Source organism: Lactococcus taiwanensis (assembly GCF_014905395.1).
Taxonomy (GTDB): domain Bacteria; phylum Bacillota; class Bacilli; order Lactobacillales; family Streptococcaceae; genus Lactococcus; species Lactococcus taiwanensis.
Genome location: NZ_BNDT01000002.1, coordinates 1 through 15459, shown reverse-complemented (window position 1 = coordinate 15459; position 15459 = coordinate 1). Strand labels below are relative to the sequence as shown.

The following is a 15459-nucleotide window of genomic DNA, read 5'->3' as shown; positions in this document are numbered from 1 at the left end:
GTAGAACGTGTTCCATAAACGTTTGCAACACTATTTAATTCAAAGTCATGAACCAAAACTACTTGTATTATCCATTTATTATAACATGCAAAAACAATTTAAATTTTTTTTAAAATACAATTAACAAAATAAAAAGCGCTAATCTTTTTAGCAACTTTTTATCTTATACATGTCTTTCATATGATATTACTCAATGAATTTTCACAATATCTGTGAGAATAACTAAGTTAATCACTAATTATATTCTGGAGGAGATCATAAGTTTACTTTCTCAGTTTTTCTATTACATTTGTCCTATTATGTAATTAACTTTCTTTAAGTCCTATTTTGGAAGAACCAGAGGTAATACAAACAAGAAAAATAAATCAAAGATTAAATGTACTGCATAAGAAGTCCATATACTCTTAGTTTTCAAATATGCATAATTCAAAATTAATCTAGCTACTCCTTGAACAAGTAAAATTTGAATAATAGTTCGTAAGATATCCCCCCCGTTGTAAGTGTTAAAGTGGATAAGCCCAAAGATTGCGGCAGTAACTAAGCTTGAGATAAGCGTAGAAATACCCCACTTCGTTCTTAACGTTTCTAAAATGCCGATAGAAAACAGTTCTTCTCCCATAAGCATAAAAGGTACAAAGAAAATCAAAAAGTAGTTGCCATATGCAGAGTTTCCATGACTACTAGCATCCCCAAAAATTAGCGAAACTAAAGCACCACCCAACATCGACCAAACTGCATTGATTAATAGGCAAGCTATTATAATTTTAATATACTTACCCTGCGGCTTTCCAAACCATGACAAAGCTTGTTTACCAAAAATTATAGCAACTGCTGCAATACTAAATACTAGAACAGTAAACTGTTGTGCATATCCTATGTGTAAATTTACATTTCCCATTAAGTAAAAACCTACAAATAGTAATATTAGCCCTATTAAAGTTCTTACGATATTCGTTGGTGATGTTTTTTGTTCCATTTTTTTTCCTCTCTTTAGGTGAAATATGTGCTATTATTTGTATTTAAATTATACAACATTGTACTCATAATAATACATTTCCTGCTTGATTATGCCAAGTTTGGGTTCACTTTCTTTCAAGCAAGTAAACTCAAATACTATTAATAAAATTTCAATTTATGACTACTAAACAGAAATTTGTGTATACTGTTTTTTTATTAGGTTAGAGCGAGCTTCGGATTTCCCACACACCTTCTTAATATATCGATATAGGCTGCCTTTTAATCCTTCCCAAGGATCTTTTTTATAGATGTAGGCTTAAGGTACAATCTTAAAATCTGATTTTCTTTGATCTTGGTTAGATACTTTTGGTAATTTTTCTATGACACCTTGTTGTTTATCCAATTTGATTTGTGAGATCTCATAAGACTCAATAAGTCCCTTCCCATACTGGTATTGAAATATGTTCAATACTAAGGATAATAAAAGAGCAGCCATTTGCGTTGATAACTTTAAATTAAACTTCTTTATAATATGTGTTGACTCCTAACTTTCTAAGCTATTGAAAAATGGACGTGAAGTTCATCAAACATTAATTCTATATCAGTTTACAAAAATAAATAATGTTTGTCAATACTTTTTTATTGTTTTTCGATATTTTTTTATCGTTTTTTAAAAACAAAAAACACCCCAAAGGTGTAAAATAATTACTAGTCCTCAATATACTCCAAAATATCTTTGGGTTGACACTCTAAAACCTTGCATAATCCTTCCAAAGTAGAAAATCTTATCGCCTTTGCTTTTCCATTTTTTAATATTGAAATATTAGCCATTGTAATGCCCACTTTTTCCGATAGCTCTGTAACAGACATTTGTCTCTCAACCAACATCCGATCAATATGTACCTTTATAGCCATAGTATCCCCTTTCAGACAGTTAAGTCATTTTCAGATTTTATATCAATTATTCGTAATAAAAGCTGTTGAATAACCGCTGTAAAAGTACTAAGAACTAAGGGTGAACAGATAAAAATTAGTGAAATTGGTAACACAATATAAAAATGTGTTAATTCAATGATATGGTAAACCATAGGTAATATCCCTATCAATACTATTGTACTAGCAACAGTAAGCCTTTTAATGTCGATTATAATTTTAAGAATTTCCCTCGTAAATATGATGTCTTTATCTATTAATATCAATATTGTATATGCTTTACTTAGCGAAATCAGCGCAAATATTAAAGCACCAAAAAAGCATAAATAAAATAAAATTTTAGAAAAATAGATATCATTACTTTGAAAAGAATTCCAAAGCCCTATCGCGAGCAGACCAAATAAAAAAATGATAAATGCCATTATTATAGCGATAATGAGCTTGAGTGGATTAGTTTTAATTTTCAACGCTTTTCCTCACTTATTTTAGATTAATTTTATCTAAACAATTATAACTTGTCAACTAAGGTAGATATTGGTAGTTCATATTGTAAAAATGCTAAATAATTCACTTAAAACATAGCCATTCTCGACAATCATCGACATTTCAGGCTTATGTTCATGTGATAATTGTTTTTTTGTGTTCTTTTGTTATAACATCATCTATTTTTTATATTAACTGTGATTCATAGCACCTGAAAATCGATATTGTTTATCAATGTTTATTTATCGTTTTTCACTAAAAAAATATTGACTTTCATAATTTATTATAATAGAATAAAATCTCACAAATAAAAAAAGGATTTTAAAACATGAAAAAAAGAACCAAAATAACTCTTATAACTTCAACTCTCATAGGAATTTCTCTCACAGGTGTCCAAGTAAATGCAGATAGTAAAGTTGCAGCATTTGACAGTGGAAGATTCTATTTGGAGGGTGTTGAAATCGCACCGCTTCCTCCACTTCCTCAAATTACGCCTGTATTGGAGCAACCAGCTCAGGTTAAGGTACCGAGTCAGACTCCACAAGCTACTCCAGTATTAGAGCAACAACCAGCTCAGATTAAGGTACCGAGTCAAACTCCACAAGCTACTCCCGTATTAGAGCAACAACCAGCTCAGGTTAAGGTACCGAGTCAAACTCCACAAGCTACTCCCGTATTAGAGCAACAACCAGCTCAGGTTAAGGTACCGAGTCAAACTCCACAAGCTACTCCCGTATTAGAGCAACAACCAGCTCAGATTAAGGTACCTAATCAGGCTCCACAAGCTACTCCAGTATTGGAGCAACAACCAGCTCAGATTAAGGTACCTAATCAGACTCCACAAGCTACTCCAGTATCAGAGCAACAGCCAGATCAGGTTAAGGTACCGAGTCAGACTCCACAAGCTACTCCAGTATTGGAGCAAAAACCAGATCAGATTAAGGTACCTAATCAGACTCCACAAGCTACTCCAGTATCAGAGCAACAGCCAAAGCAGGTTAAGTCTTCCGGTTTAATAAAGAAGATTACTAAATTAAACAGAAATTCATTTAATACTTCGGGAGAAAGTGAAAAGCCTTCCTTGTATCAATTACCTGTGACTGGTGATAAGTCTAGTTTAGAATTCTCTATCATTGGTGCACTTACTTTAGGTCTTGCAACAATATTTGTATCTAAGAGAAAGTATGTCTCTAAACATGATAGATAAAGATTTTCACATATTAAGGATTAATATCCTTAAGGATGAATTAAAAGAGCTTCAAAATGAAAGCACACATCTTTTAGAAGAAAACAAAAACCTTATAAATCGTAGACGTACTAATCGTCTACAAATACAAGGCTGCCGAGGTGAAATTAGAAAGATGCGAAAACTAATTCGTACTAATAAAAAAGAAATGCGATAGCACTATGATCCTATGAGAAGTTCACTTTAGATTTTTCTGTTGTAGAAATTACAATAATCCTAAAAATCATATTATCACTTTTTCATAGTAAGCAACTAGGGACATATTTATATAGGGGATAGTCCAAAATCCAATAACTCCAATAAAAATTATATTTAGTAACTCCCAACCAATAAAGCTCAATCGGTATCCTAAATAGTCCCACCTCTTCCCTCTCATCTTCTTAGAAGAAGCCTTCAAAACCTTCCAGATACTTTGATAATTCCCGTTATCAAGCTGGTCAAATAAAATATAAGTAGCTTGCGACCATCCTAACGCTAAATATAAGCCTATCCCCCAACCTATAAAAGGGATAAGGGCTAGGAGAATATAGGCTAACCCTTTAGTAACATTCAGTGATAGAATCTTAACAACATCTTTATCCAGAAATGGAGCAAAAACATACCTAATGCTGGGCTTTATTACATATCCCCGGAATATGTTAATATACACAAAAATCGCTCCAGTAGAAACAATCTTTGCGAAAATAACAAATAATATCAGAAATACTAGCTCCATACTTTTTCCAAATGCTGGAGTAGTCCAAAAACCGCTTAGTCCCATTTTATTATGATCAGCAAAAAATTTAATTATGTTTTCTAGAATCGGACCAACACCAGTAATACCAGATATGATAGAAATAATGAAAAGAAACATTTTTTGAGGGAAGTTTTGTTTGAGGGCCTCCCTAGCATCCCTTTTTAGCACTCTATTTTTCACTAATTCCCCTCCTTAAGATAACTTATACGATAATTACAATTGGCAATCCGAATATTTAAATCCAGTATATCATTTTTTATTTACTGTTAAAACAATTCACACTATACTATCTTTAGTTTATATATATAACTAAATCTAAAAATAAAGAGCCACCGCTAATGGCCTAGGCTTCAAACATACATATTTAGACTAATTTTTATAGAGGCTTTATCAAAACTCTTTTGCGTCTAATTACTTGACGTTATTCCAATTTAGATTAATATTGAGATTTTAACCAAAATTATAAAATAAAAAGCCACAAATCTAATTTTCTGTGGCTTTTTATTTTATACTTTTATGTTCAAATCTTCTAAAAATATGGTTAGTTCCATGGTTAGTTTCGAAAAGTTATAGATTTGAAATCCCAGTAATTACAGAGAAAATCTACCTTTTACTTAAAAATACTGATTTTATACCATAATTCCCCTGTTTTTGCTTTAATTTTCACTTGTCTTTCTCAACATTGGTTAGTTTATATTTTTTTTATTCTGATCTTCCAGAATAGCTCTGCTAGGCTTTCTGCCAATTTTTACAAATTATACACATATTCATCTTTAAATCTAAGTGTTGTTCATATTATATGAGGTAAAATAATATTTATTTCCTTGATACCCTTCCCCTATAACTGACCTTCCTTTCATGCTTATCAAAATATCCCAAAATACAATCTTTATAGTCCAAAAGTTCTTTTCTTTTTGTATTTAATTCATGCTCATAAACTTTTACATTATATGCTTTAGACTCAATATAAAAACCTTGTTCGTCACTACTATCACTCGTATGACCAAGTGAATTTCCTATCTCTCTTATTTTTTTCCACTTACTAAATATACTCCTATCAAACTCTCTTGGTTCAATATATTTAAAAAATTCTCTAATTAATACAGCATATTCTGGTTTGTCATCAGTTAAAATATCATAACGATTATACCTCTCTAAAAGCTGCTGTTTAAAAATTTATAATTAATCTTACTTATTCGTGGACACTTTATCCTTACTTTTTACTTTTTTTTAACGCGTGTCCAATTAAGCTGGTTAGTAAAGCGATACCTCCCACAAATGCTATAAACCAAGAAATATATTCCCCAGTTGCAGGTAAAGTTTTCCTGTCATCAACTTCCTTATCTTCTATTTTTTCAACATCATTACCTTCTTCCTCACTATCTTTAATTTCTTCTTCCAACATTGTATTTTTTAAATTAATAATTAGATGTGTTGGGGAAATTTCTTTATTTTCAATTTCTTTTTTATAACCCGAAAGGTCATCTGAACTATTTATTACTGACTCTCTAATAGTATAGCTATATTTTTTCCCACTTTCATCATAAATTGCCCATTTTCCAAAATCATATCCCCACTTCTCTTCATCTCCAATATTTTGACTAGCCACTGCCGTACCATTCTGTAGTAATTCAATTTTAAGTGGGAATGTTTTACTTCTATTTGACCAGGTTTTTGTTCCTGAAATGTTGGCTAACAACGTATTAACTATTTTTCCATCAACAACTTCTGAGACGTAATTTTCTGGAACATCCATTTCTTCCACTTTGTATTGATATCTATCACCGTTTTTATCAAAAGTAGGTAAGTTTTCTAGATTCAAGTTCCATTCTTTGTCTGAACTATTGCCTGACACTGTTATCTCACTATATTCAGGAACTATTTCCCAATTTTCACCATCTAGGCTTCTAAATAAGTTAACCTTTATGAGTGAAGGACGCTGTTTAAACATTCCATCATTCCAGAGTTTCTGTACTGTGAAAGTGGTAGTTTCTTTTTGGTTATACTTATTTATCATAGTTACTTTCCCGTCATGTGCAATAATATCCTCTGTAGCTGATGTAACATAGCTATCTAATTCGCCTTCTTCTGCCGCTCTCTCAACAACTGAATACTCAATCAGTTTATTGTCAACAAACCTTGGAACATTCTTAAACTCATGTGACCACTTTCCGCTAGCATCTGGCTCTAATTTGACAAAGTCACCTACCTCTGTCCACTCACTCTGACTACCGGATATTCTACTAACTAACTGTATTAATATTGATCCTGGTCTTGTATCAAAAGCGTTTTCGTTATCATCCCATAATTTCTCAAAGGTTATGCTAACCTCTTCTTGAAGGTCATTAATAATATTGTTTCCAATTAGACGTTGTTCATATCCAAAAATGCCTTTTACTTCTTGTACTGAATATGTAATCTTACTATTATTTGAATCAGTACTTGGCAAATGTGTAAACAAATACTCCCAGGTAGTTTCATTCACTTTTCTAACAACTTGTTGGTTCCATATTTCATCGTCAGCTGAAGCGTTCGTGAGTTCAGGATATGATTCACTCACTGGACCAGCAAGTATACTCTCATCAATATACTTTGCAAGGTCCTTATATAAGACAGGTTTTTTCTCGCCCCCATTGATTGATTGAAGAATACCAACCGTTATCTCAGACCTTCCCCCATCAAAAAGGATATCATTCCAAATTTTTCTGCCCCGGAGTTCTGTTGGATTAGCATAAGTATTTGTAATCTCAAATTCACTTTCGTTAATTTCTTTTACCATACTAATATACCCAGGTACAAAAACTTCTTCTATTTTATAAAATATTTCTTTTAATCCATGCCCATCCGTATCATCCGAATATTTAGGCAAATTATCCCATTGAAACTTCCACGAGTCATCTGAAACTTGTACATTAGGGTCATTCACCCCTATGGTATTAATCTCATCTAGTGGAGAAATTTCTATCCTCTGGTTATTAACATCAATAAACCGTCTTACGATTACCTCTATTTCCGAAGGTCTTCCTTGCTTTTCCCGCTCAGTATCAACATCTTTAGACTGCCATTTCTTCTCAATTGATAAACGCTTTACTGCATCAAATTCCATGTAGTCAAATCGGAATTGTTGGAGATTTCGAAAAGAACCTGTAGAGGCTGTAATTGATAGTGCCAACGATGCCGATGATGCTATATCTTTCTGAGCAATCAGTTCCATTTCTACATTTTGCTCTACACCATTTATACTTACTCTTCTATTTTCAACACCTCCAATAGGAGATCCTGCAACACCTTTTAAGAGATAAACATATAAAATACCACCTGTATCACCATTCGATTCAGAATTTTGCACATTCGCAACGTACTTATACATCACATCCACAAATCCGTCACTATTATTAGACGCAACATTTGCATCATATCCATAATCATCAATAGAATATCTGGCATCTTGTATTTTTCCCCCGCTTATTCCACCAGCGATTTCGTCTCTTTTACCAAGTGTTCCTCCAAAAATTGCTGACTCATTTAAAAAGACTGGGTCTCCCACTTTATTTGCAAAGTGATTGACAGTCGTATCCACCCATTGTCCATCCTGTAATACTTGACCTGTAATGCCCTCGTCATTTATTCCAATAGGGGTAGTCTCTAAGAACGTCCCATATGCTTTACCTAAGGGAAAAGCAAACGGATCTTGTGCAAATCCTAGAAGATGGTTTTTATCGTAGGCTCGCCCTCCTTCAGCAACTGAAGGAGTATATTCATTTCCAAACGTATCAAATTTAAATCCAACAGCTTCCTTCAACCCTCCAATACCTAAATTAGCCCCAGTATAACCGCTTATGCCTGTATCATCTTTATTAAAAGCAAATCCGATTCCATCTGCTCCTCCTGCAAATGATGGATATCTATGCTCAGTTACACCATTCCCTTCTGGTATAACTACATCATTATCATCAGAAGTATAGTTATTCCCATCATTAGCCCCTAGGTATACAGCCCCTTTTAACTCAAATGAATGTTCTGATGAAATTCTTTCATTCAGTGTCATGTTACCTGTCCAATCATTTCGATTAGGAGTTAGTGTAACTATACCGGTAGTTTCTTCATATCTTGCTGTTGGATCAATATTTACTTGTAAATCTGGAAACAATGATAGTAATGGGTTTCTTGAATCGTGATAAAAATGCCCAGCTTCTCCACTTAATGTAAAGTATTGATTAAAATTTTCTCTGCTCACTCTTGTGAAATCAGGAGTTGCGAGTACTTCTTGTGCATCTACTTCTGTTTGTTTATCTCCCACAATGACCAGAACTAAAATTGCAATCACTAAGCTCGTTATTCCAACTAAAAGTATAGAAGCTCTTTTTAAATTTTTCATATGTCGTCCCTTCTCATTTAATTCTATAATTTTTATAGAATGCGCTTACTATACTAATAATTTTACAATAATTTTCTCATCTCAAGAAATGATATTATAAAAAATACATAACGAACTATATTGTATTTTGTCGCCTTGATTTAATTGTTAAATCATTCCACCTCAATTCTTTTTATAATATCCCATTGCGGCGGAGCTATACTATAAAAAATTAGGTACCAATAGGTGTGTTATAATCTGTCTAATAAGTCACTAGACGAAAGAGCCTTTATTTCAAGCTTTAAAGAGCATAATGAGGACTTTAAACAGTGCTCTCTAAATGAATTAAGCAATTTTTCGAAGTTAAACTTGAAGACAATATGGTAATGGCAACCAATAAAATTTAAGGATTACATAAACGAAATACCCAACTATCTGTATTTAACTTTGTCAGCGGCTTAACAAATTTTTACTATTATTAATAAATAAAAACCACTCATAATCAAACTTAGTGGTTTTCTTGTTGTTTAAATTTTTTGATGAAACTCGTTATGGGTATCTGCTAAGCCCATACCGTTGGAAATAAAATATAAATGGTTTTTCCTTTCCGACCCTTCCATTACTCACTTTATCCTGTCCCGATGAATTTTAAGCTTGCTATAAAAAGCTGTACTAACAGCACCAATTAATACGATCAAGCCGATAACAACCGCGAAAACACTTTCGTTATTACCAGTTTCTGGTAAGGCTTTAGCTACTTTAGCAATTTTACTGCTTTGGTCTGATTGACTAATTTGTGAATCATTCTCAACTGTTTGGGCAGGAGCGTTTGAATCTCCATTAATATTACTGTTGTCATTGATATTCGAAATTCCGTTATTTTCATCATTTAGCGTATCGTTTGAACTGGAATTATTCTCGCTTTCCGAATCCTTGTTTTCCTCTTCAGTGGTGTTACTTGCTAAAACTGTGACTGTTGCAGAAGCCGTATAAGTACCTTCATGTTGCTCGTCAGATAAGCGATTACGAACCAATCTAGTATAAGTCACTGTATATTGTCCTGGCGTAGTCGTATCTACTTCGCCATCGACTGTAATTTCTGAGAACTCTAGTTCATTACCTGAAGCATCTGTTGCTTCGTCAAAGTTATCTTCTGGTGACCATGAATCGTTAACACTCAAAGTAGAGTCATGAACCACTACATGGGCTAAGGTTACTTCTTCGTTTTTCGTGTAGACATAAGTCACTGTTTGGGTTTTATCAGAGAATGTACCTGTGGCATTATCTTCTTTTACTGCTTTGAAGGTATAGCCATCGAACTCTCTTTGCTCGCTTGTGTAAGCTTCACCGACATTTCCTTTAAGGACGATATCATCCTGAAGCTTATTGCCTTCTTCATCAATGTATTGAACTGTTACATCAGCTCCTTGTTGGGGTTCAGGTTGGGGCGCATTGACTTTAACTGTAGCAATCGCTGAATAGGTACCCTGATTTTCGGAATTTGAAAATAAATTTGGTATAAATCTTCTATATGTCACTTCGTAGGTTCCAACTTTAGTAGTATCAACTTCACCTTCAACACTTATATCTGAGAACAGGACCGGATTGCCATAATAATCGGTGGCACCATCAAAATTGTCCTCAGCAGTCCAAGTGTCTCCTACTGTTAGCTCTGAATCATGTACAATCAGACTAGTCTTATCTTGATTCTTTTCATATACATATGTGACAACTTGTGATTGATCTGTAAATGTACCATTTGCATTATCTGGTAATCGATTTTCATCTAAGGTATAGCCAGATATACCTAGTTTATAATCGGAAGTGGTGACATCATAACTCTCTCCAATATTACCTGTTAAAGTCTTCTCTTCAGCAATTTCTTCACCGTCTTCATCCACATATTTCACTACAACACTTCCCTTAGAAGCTTCACTTCCGGTAAAAGGCTGGATAACAGTTCCAGAAAAGTAGACTTTGTTTGCTTTTAAGTAATCCTCTGAAGAGCTACTCGAATATTGACGATCAAAGGAGTATTCTAAGTGGTCTGTTTCAGAAGATAAATTATTCCACTCAATAGTCCCATTATTATTATAGAGAGGAAGGTAAACCCCACTATTACTGATTGAAAAATTATTCTCTACAAAGAGGTAGTTACTAACATGCTTTACACTCGGTATCGTAATATGCTCGCTTCTCTCAATAGGCGGGTTTGTTATTGTTTGATAACGTGCGAGAAACATCGTAGTGCTTGAACCTACACTACTGATATCAGAAATATGGTTTGAATCAGCATTAATTATCTGTATAGAATTACTTAAGCCCCATCCACTTAACCGATTCACATTATTATTTTTTATTATAAGAGTATTTAGTGCAATATTTTTCAAGGCAGATAAATCACTTATATTATTATTTTCAACATCAAGCTGAGCAATTCCAAGACCTGTTAATGGTGTCAAATCAGAAATATTTCCATTCCTAAATACAAATACCATGTTAGTCCCATTTTTAGCATACTGGAGTCCTTCCAGGCTATTCACTCCTGATGTTTGAACACTTTTGTTTCCTGGTACTGTACCTAGTTCGGCAACCTTTTCTTTAGTTAATTGATCTACAGTAATATCCAATGCTCCTGCTACAGCCATCTGTAACTGGTTATCAGGCATCCAACTATCGATGCTTTCCGAACCTTCATCTTGATTATCTATTATTTGTTCCGTACTCGCCAAATCAGGAGCACTATTATCTGGTTCTCCATTTAGATTATCTTCTTCCTGTTCATATTGATTAACTTCATTTTTTTGCGGTTCTGTTTCTATATCCTCTGAATCATTTCGATTTACCTCTGTTGATGTTTTTTTAGAAACTTCGCTATTAACTGACTCGACATTGTTATCCGCAAGCACCGTCAGAGGAGAAAGACTAGATGAGAGGATAATTGTTAACGCCAAAATATTTTTACTTTTCATAATAATAACCCTTCTATTAATTTTATTCCTTAGGAGATTTTAACAAAAATTTTATCATTTTCGGTATCATTTATTGTACATAATTATAGCTTTATGTAATATCCAGAACAATTAAAACAACACTTGTGAATAAAATAAATAGCTTATAGTCCATCATCATGCTTTTATAACGCCATTTGAACGTTTTTATACTTTGGTAAAACAATCTGTTACTCATAAAAAATTAAAATTGTAGGTTTACACTTTGTTAAAAATGTCACTTGAAATAAATGAGAAAGATTATAAAATAGTAAAAGACTTTGTGTCAAAAATAACAAGGAGCTTATGACAGACCCGTCAACGGATAATTAAATGGAAAAAAATTATATCTTTCATCAACGCCTTAAAGAACAATGCAAAAAAATTAATAAACCAATTTATTGTGTCGAACAAGAATTAAATTATCCCAAAAGCGCACTAAACAATTATCGCTATGGCAAAATTCCTTCTGGTGTACGACTTCTAGAACTTGCAAATTATTTCGATGTTACCCCAGAATATTTACTTGGTTTATCAGATGATCCAAATAAAACCACTATCGCTGAGTATTTCTATGGTTTAGAAATTAATAAAAAGAGAGAACTTTACCAACTCTGTAAAGAGTATTTTGACCCTAATTACGTTTAAAATAGTTGGAATATAAGGAATAGAAGCCTATGAGACCCGGTGAAAAAATTATCTTAAATGATGGACAAGCAGCGACTATAGTTGTTAACAATCCTAGTCGCTACCAAAATATAATCATTGTACGAGTTAAAAACACTAATTCACATGATTCTGAGTTACGTGTCATAGATAAAAGAAATAAAAAACTAGTTTTTAGAGCTAACAAAAAGCATTATCGCTAAAGTTATCTAGAAATAGGAGTACCATGAATAATAAAAAAACAGCGGATCAGATTATTTCATATTTTCTCACTCAGCTTCAGAATAAACCCTTAGATAAAATCTCTATTAATGATGTTAGTCGAAAAATTGGAATAAGTCGTGTCACATTTTATCGCTATTTTAGAAATAAGCAAGATGTACTTGATACCATGTTAGAACAGTTCTTAGTAGAGTTTGATGACCTATTGAAGCATAAGTTTACAAATATAGAAGCTTTCAAAATGACAACTACCAGAGATGTTAAACAAGTTCTATTTGACTATACTCTTGATTTGGTTACTTTTTTTTATTCAAATAAATCACGAATTAAAATACTAACCGAATCCTCTGATGAAGTAGCATTTATGGATATCTTACACTCAACCTATTATAACCATTTCGTCAGATCTCTTACAGACACATTCTCTTTAAATCAGAACGATCAGTCACTTATAAACTACTCCTTATACATTACTGGTGGTGTGAAAAGTATTATAGAGGAATGGTATCGCACAGACTACATTCAGTCCCCTGAGGAAATTACCAATCAAATTCTAAATATATTAACACCTACACTGAAAGAGCTGCTCACTATGGTATCGGACTAATTTAGCAGCTGCTATATTTTAATGAAAAAAAGAATAACTTAGTTAAAGTTATTCTTTTACTATATCTCTAGATATTTTATTTGATGTTAATCAAAGCTTCATTATTTGGACCTGTTGTAAATGTAATAGTACGACCACCTACTGATTTAGATTCAATTTCATTCCAAGCATGATGTAAAACATATCTTTGTGCTTTGGTATTAGAAGCTGAAAGTACTGCACTATCCGTACCATTACTGTTCTGTGCCCGAACTTTAATCGTGTAAGTTCCACTTGGAATAATAGTTGCACTACTTAAAGCACTAGTTGGAAGTGAAATTTGGTAGCCATCATACATTCCTGCTGTATACCAATCTGTAGTTGCTCCTGATACAGGATATACAGCTTCTCCTCTTGAATTAACTAAATCAGCTGCAAAACTTGTGTTTTCTTTTTTACCAAAGTCAAATGCCTTATTAACAAAACGGCCTTCAACTATAAGATCAGCTTGGCTATCTGTCCAATAACCAGTTTGGAAATAAGTGTTAGAAGCACTTACAACTTCCTTCTGTTTTACATGAGTAACCACTGGTTTACTTTCACCAAGTCCTGCATTTTGAGTAATATGAATTTCATCATCCACAGCTAGTGGAAGATACTTACTATCAATTTTTACACTATAGGTCCCATCTTCTTTGACTGTACCATGTCCAATGATAACATTATCATTATTGTAAACATTTATTGTAGCGTTAGGGGTTCCTGTACCAGTTACCAAAGTATCTGTATCATAAATATCATTTACCACAGGTTTTTGATTTTCATAACCATATCCTGGATCAATTTTAGGGATACCAGTTAACATTGTAGCTGCATCTGAACTTCCTACTACAGACCAGTTAACAAGTGTATCAGTTGTAGTGGTTGTAGCATGGAATGTGTAAACAGATGTGGCATCTGGAATGCGGACATTAGATTCAGTAACTGCCTTACCTAGGTTAATAGCAATTTCTGATGTTGCCTTACTTGCAATTGAACCAACATGTCTACCATTATCAACACGTATAAGGTGATCTCCAACAACCTTGATATCATCTGGTGTATAGACTACATTTTTAGTTCCACCCAACAGTGTTTGGTATGTAAATATACCACTAATATATTTAGTAATATCGGTCTCATCCATTAACTCCTGAAATTCAGTAGGAACTTTAAAATAAGTATAAGTATGATCCCCTAAATCAATATTAAGGCTATCAGTAACGACATATTTTAATGCGATAGTACCAGTTGTTTTACCTGAACTATCAATAGTCATCCCTTTATTATCTACGATGCTACCACTGGCAGCGATCTTACCTTTAGTAAAGATAGTAATATCTCGAGGTTGTACAGAAGATGTTTTAGTTTCTGATTGTGCATCTGCTTTTACAACCGAACCTGCTGAAGCTACAGCTGTAAGTGATACTGCCGTGAGAATAGCTACTGAAATTTTGTTCATTTTAGACCCTCCAAGTCTTAAAAAATTTATGTTAAAAGGAATTCTTTCCTTGCTTAACCTTGTTTAAAAATAACTATTTATAGTGTATCTGATACCTTATCCAACACTAATAAAAACTAAACTATTTACATCGTAATCTTTCTAAGATGTTTTTTAATAAAATATTTGCTTATCTCTTTTTAGATTTAAATGTATAAACTACGATACTAAAGCCAACTAATAATACTCCTAAGATAGAGCTAAACAGAGCTAAAAATCTGTTCTCTCCTGTTTCTGGTAAACTATTTTTACCTGTTTCAGTGTAAGCGTCATCCGTAGAAATAGAATCATCACTAGGGTTTGAAACATTTATCAAAACACCTTCATCGTTCGAACCATTGTTGTCTGCTACATCTTTTCCAACTTCTCCATCATCTGAGCCTTCATCATTTACTGTCTCTTCGGAAGTATCTGCATCTTTAGAATACACATAAGTTACAATTTGAGATTCATCTATCAATGTACCTGTCGCATTTGTTGGCAATTTCTTCTCATCAAGCGTGTAACCTGGGATGGTCAATTTATATTCTGGTGTGCTTGCATCATATTCATCACCAATGTTACCTTTGATGGTTTGTGAATCATGGATGCTATTTCCTGATTCATCAACGTACTTAACTGTCACATCTTCGGCAGCGACCGCATCTTTAGAATACACATAAGTTACAATTTGAGCTTTATCTGTCAATGTACCTGTCGCATTTGTTGGCAATTTCTTCTCATCAAGTGTGTAACCTGGGATG

General features: G+C 33.3%; 12 protein-coding genes. 4 read left to right on the top strand and 8 right to left on the bottom strand.

The window, feature by feature from the left end; all coding sequences use genetic code 11:
* Positions 1-322: 322 nt before the first annotated feature.
* From JKP71_RS02325 to JKP71_RS02315, 3 genes are all read right to left on the bottom strand, one after another.
* Entirely contained in the window at positions 323-976 is a 654-nt protein-coding gene (locus tag JKP71_RS02325) for a CPBP family intramembrane glutamic endopeptidase (RefSeq protein WP_200406904.1), read from the bottom strand.
* A gap of 689 nt (positions 977-1665) precedes the next feature.
* Positions 1666-1872: a helix-turn-helix domain-containing protein gene (locus tag JKP71_RS02320; RefSeq protein ID WP_200406903.1), complete on the bottom strand. Its 207-nt coding sequence runs from the start codon at positions 1870-1872 to the stop codon at positions 1666-1668.
* Between the two features lie 11 nt (positions 1873-1883).
* Positions 1884-2357 carry a DUF2975 domain-containing protein gene (locus tag JKP71_RS02315; protein ID WP_200406902.1) on the bottom strand — a complete coding sequence of 158 codons (474 nt, stop codon included), beginning with the start codon at positions 2355-2357 and terminating at the stop codon, positions 1884-1886.
* 344 nt (positions 2358-2701) lie between these two features.
* Between JKP71_RS02315 and JKP71_RS02310 the strand changes: the two genes are divergently transcribed.
* Positions 2702-3580 carry an LPXTG cell wall anchor domain-containing protein gene (locus JKP71_RS02310; protein WP_200406901.1) on the top strand — a complete coding sequence of 293 codons (879 nt, stop codon included), beginning with the start codon at positions 2702-2704 and terminating at the stop codon, positions 3578-3580.
* 262 nt (positions 3581-3842) lie between these two features.
* Here the strand turns inward: JKP71_RS02310 and JKP71_RS02305 are convergent, their stop codons facing one another.
* The 3 genes from JKP71_RS02305 to JKP71_RS02295 form a co-directional block, all read right to left on the bottom strand.
* Positions 3843-4535 carry a DUF975 family protein gene (locus JKP71_RS02305; protein WP_200406900.1) on the bottom strand — a complete coding sequence of 231 codons (693 nt, stop codon included), beginning with the start codon at positions 4533-4535 and terminating at the stop codon, positions 3843-3845.
* 1033 nt (positions 4536-5568) lie between these two features.
* A complete protein-coding gene (locus tag JKP71_RS02300; RefSeq protein ID WP_200406899.1) occupies positions 5569-8733 on the bottom strand; it encodes a Cna B-type domain-containing protein in 3165 nt (1054 codons plus the stop codon).
* Positions 8734-9335: 602 nt separating this feature from the next.
* On the bottom strand, positions 9336-11684 hold the full coding sequence (locus JKP71_RS02295) for a MucBP domain-containing protein (protein ID WP_200406898.1): 2349 nt from the start codon (positions 11682-11684) through the stop codon (positions 9336-9338).
* A gap of 351 nt (positions 11685-12035) precedes the next feature.
* Between JKP71_RS02295 and JKP71_RS02290 the strand changes: the two genes are divergently transcribed.
* From JKP71_RS02290 to JKP71_RS02280, 3 genes are read left to right on the top strand one after another with little or no spacing between them, the layout of a single operon-like run.
* Complete coding sequence (locus tag JKP71_RS02290; protein WP_200406897.1) at positions 12036-12350, top strand: helix-turn-helix domain-containing protein; 315 nt, start codon at positions 12036-12038, stop codon at positions 12348-12350.
* Between the two features lie 29 nt (positions 12351-12379).
* The gene (locus JKP71_RS02285; protein ID WP_200406896.1) at positions 12380-12571 is read left to right on the top strand and encodes a hypothetical protein; all 192 of its coding nucleotides are present in this window, start codon (positions 12380-12382) and stop codon (positions 12569-12571) included.
* A gap of 23 nt (positions 12572-12594) precedes the next feature.
* Positions 12595-13197, top strand: coding sequence for a TetR/AcrR family transcriptional regulator (locus JKP71_RS02280; RefSeq protein WP_200406895.1), 603 nt, complete (start codon positions 12595-12597; stop codon positions 13195-13197).
* A gap of 76 nt (positions 13198-13273) precedes the next feature.
* On the opposite strand, the gene JKP71_RS02275 is transcribed toward JKP71_RS02280, so the two are convergent.
* Complete coding sequence (locus JKP71_RS02275) at positions 13274-14677, bottom strand: Ig-like domain-containing protein (protein WP_200406894.1); 1404 nt, start codon at positions 14675-14677, stop codon at positions 13274-13276.
* Positions 14678-14846: 169 nt separating this feature from the next.
* A partial coding sequence (locus tag JKP71_RS02270) for a MucBP domain-containing protein (protein WP_200406893.1) occupies positions 14847-15459 on the bottom strand: 613 nt, incomplete at its 5' end.

Bases quoted from the DNA above. Each gene is read 5' to 3' on its own strand.
- JKP71_RS02290 (WP_200406897.1), top strand. From the start codon at position 12,036: ATGGAAAAAAATTATATCTTTCATCAACGCCTTAAAGAACAATGCAAA.
- JKP71_RS02320 (WP_200406903.1), bottom strand. From the start codon at position 1,872: ATGGCTATAAAGGTACATATTGATCGGATGTTGGTTGAGAGACAAATG.
- JKP71_RS02275 (WP_200406894.1), bottom strand. From the start codon at position 14,677: ATGAACAAAATTTCAGTAGCTATTCTCACGGCAGTATCACTTACAGCT.
- JKP71_RS02285 (WP_200406896.1), top strand. From the start codon at position 12,380: ATGAGACCCGGTGAAAAAATTATCTTAAATGATGGACAAGCAGCGACT.
- JKP71_RS02300 (WP_200406899.1), bottom strand. From the start codon at position 8,733: ATGAAAAATTTAAAAAGAGCTTCTATACTTTTAGTTGGAATAACGAGC.
- JKP71_RS02325 (WP_200406904.1), bottom strand. From the start codon at position 976: ATGGAACAAAAAACATCACCAACGAATATCGTAAGAACTTTAATAGGG.
- JKP71_RS02310 (WP_200406901.1), top strand. From the start codon at position 2,702: ATGAAAAAAAGAACCAAAATAACTCTTATAACTTCAACTCTCATAGGA.
- JKP71_RS02295 (WP_200406898.1), bottom strand. From the start codon at position 11,684: ATGAAAAGTAAAAATATTTTGGCGTTAACAATTATCCTCTCATCTAGT.
- JKP71_RS02280 (WP_200406895.1), top strand. From the start codon at position 12,595: ATGAATAATAAAAAAACAGCGGATCAGATTATTTCATATTTTCTCACT.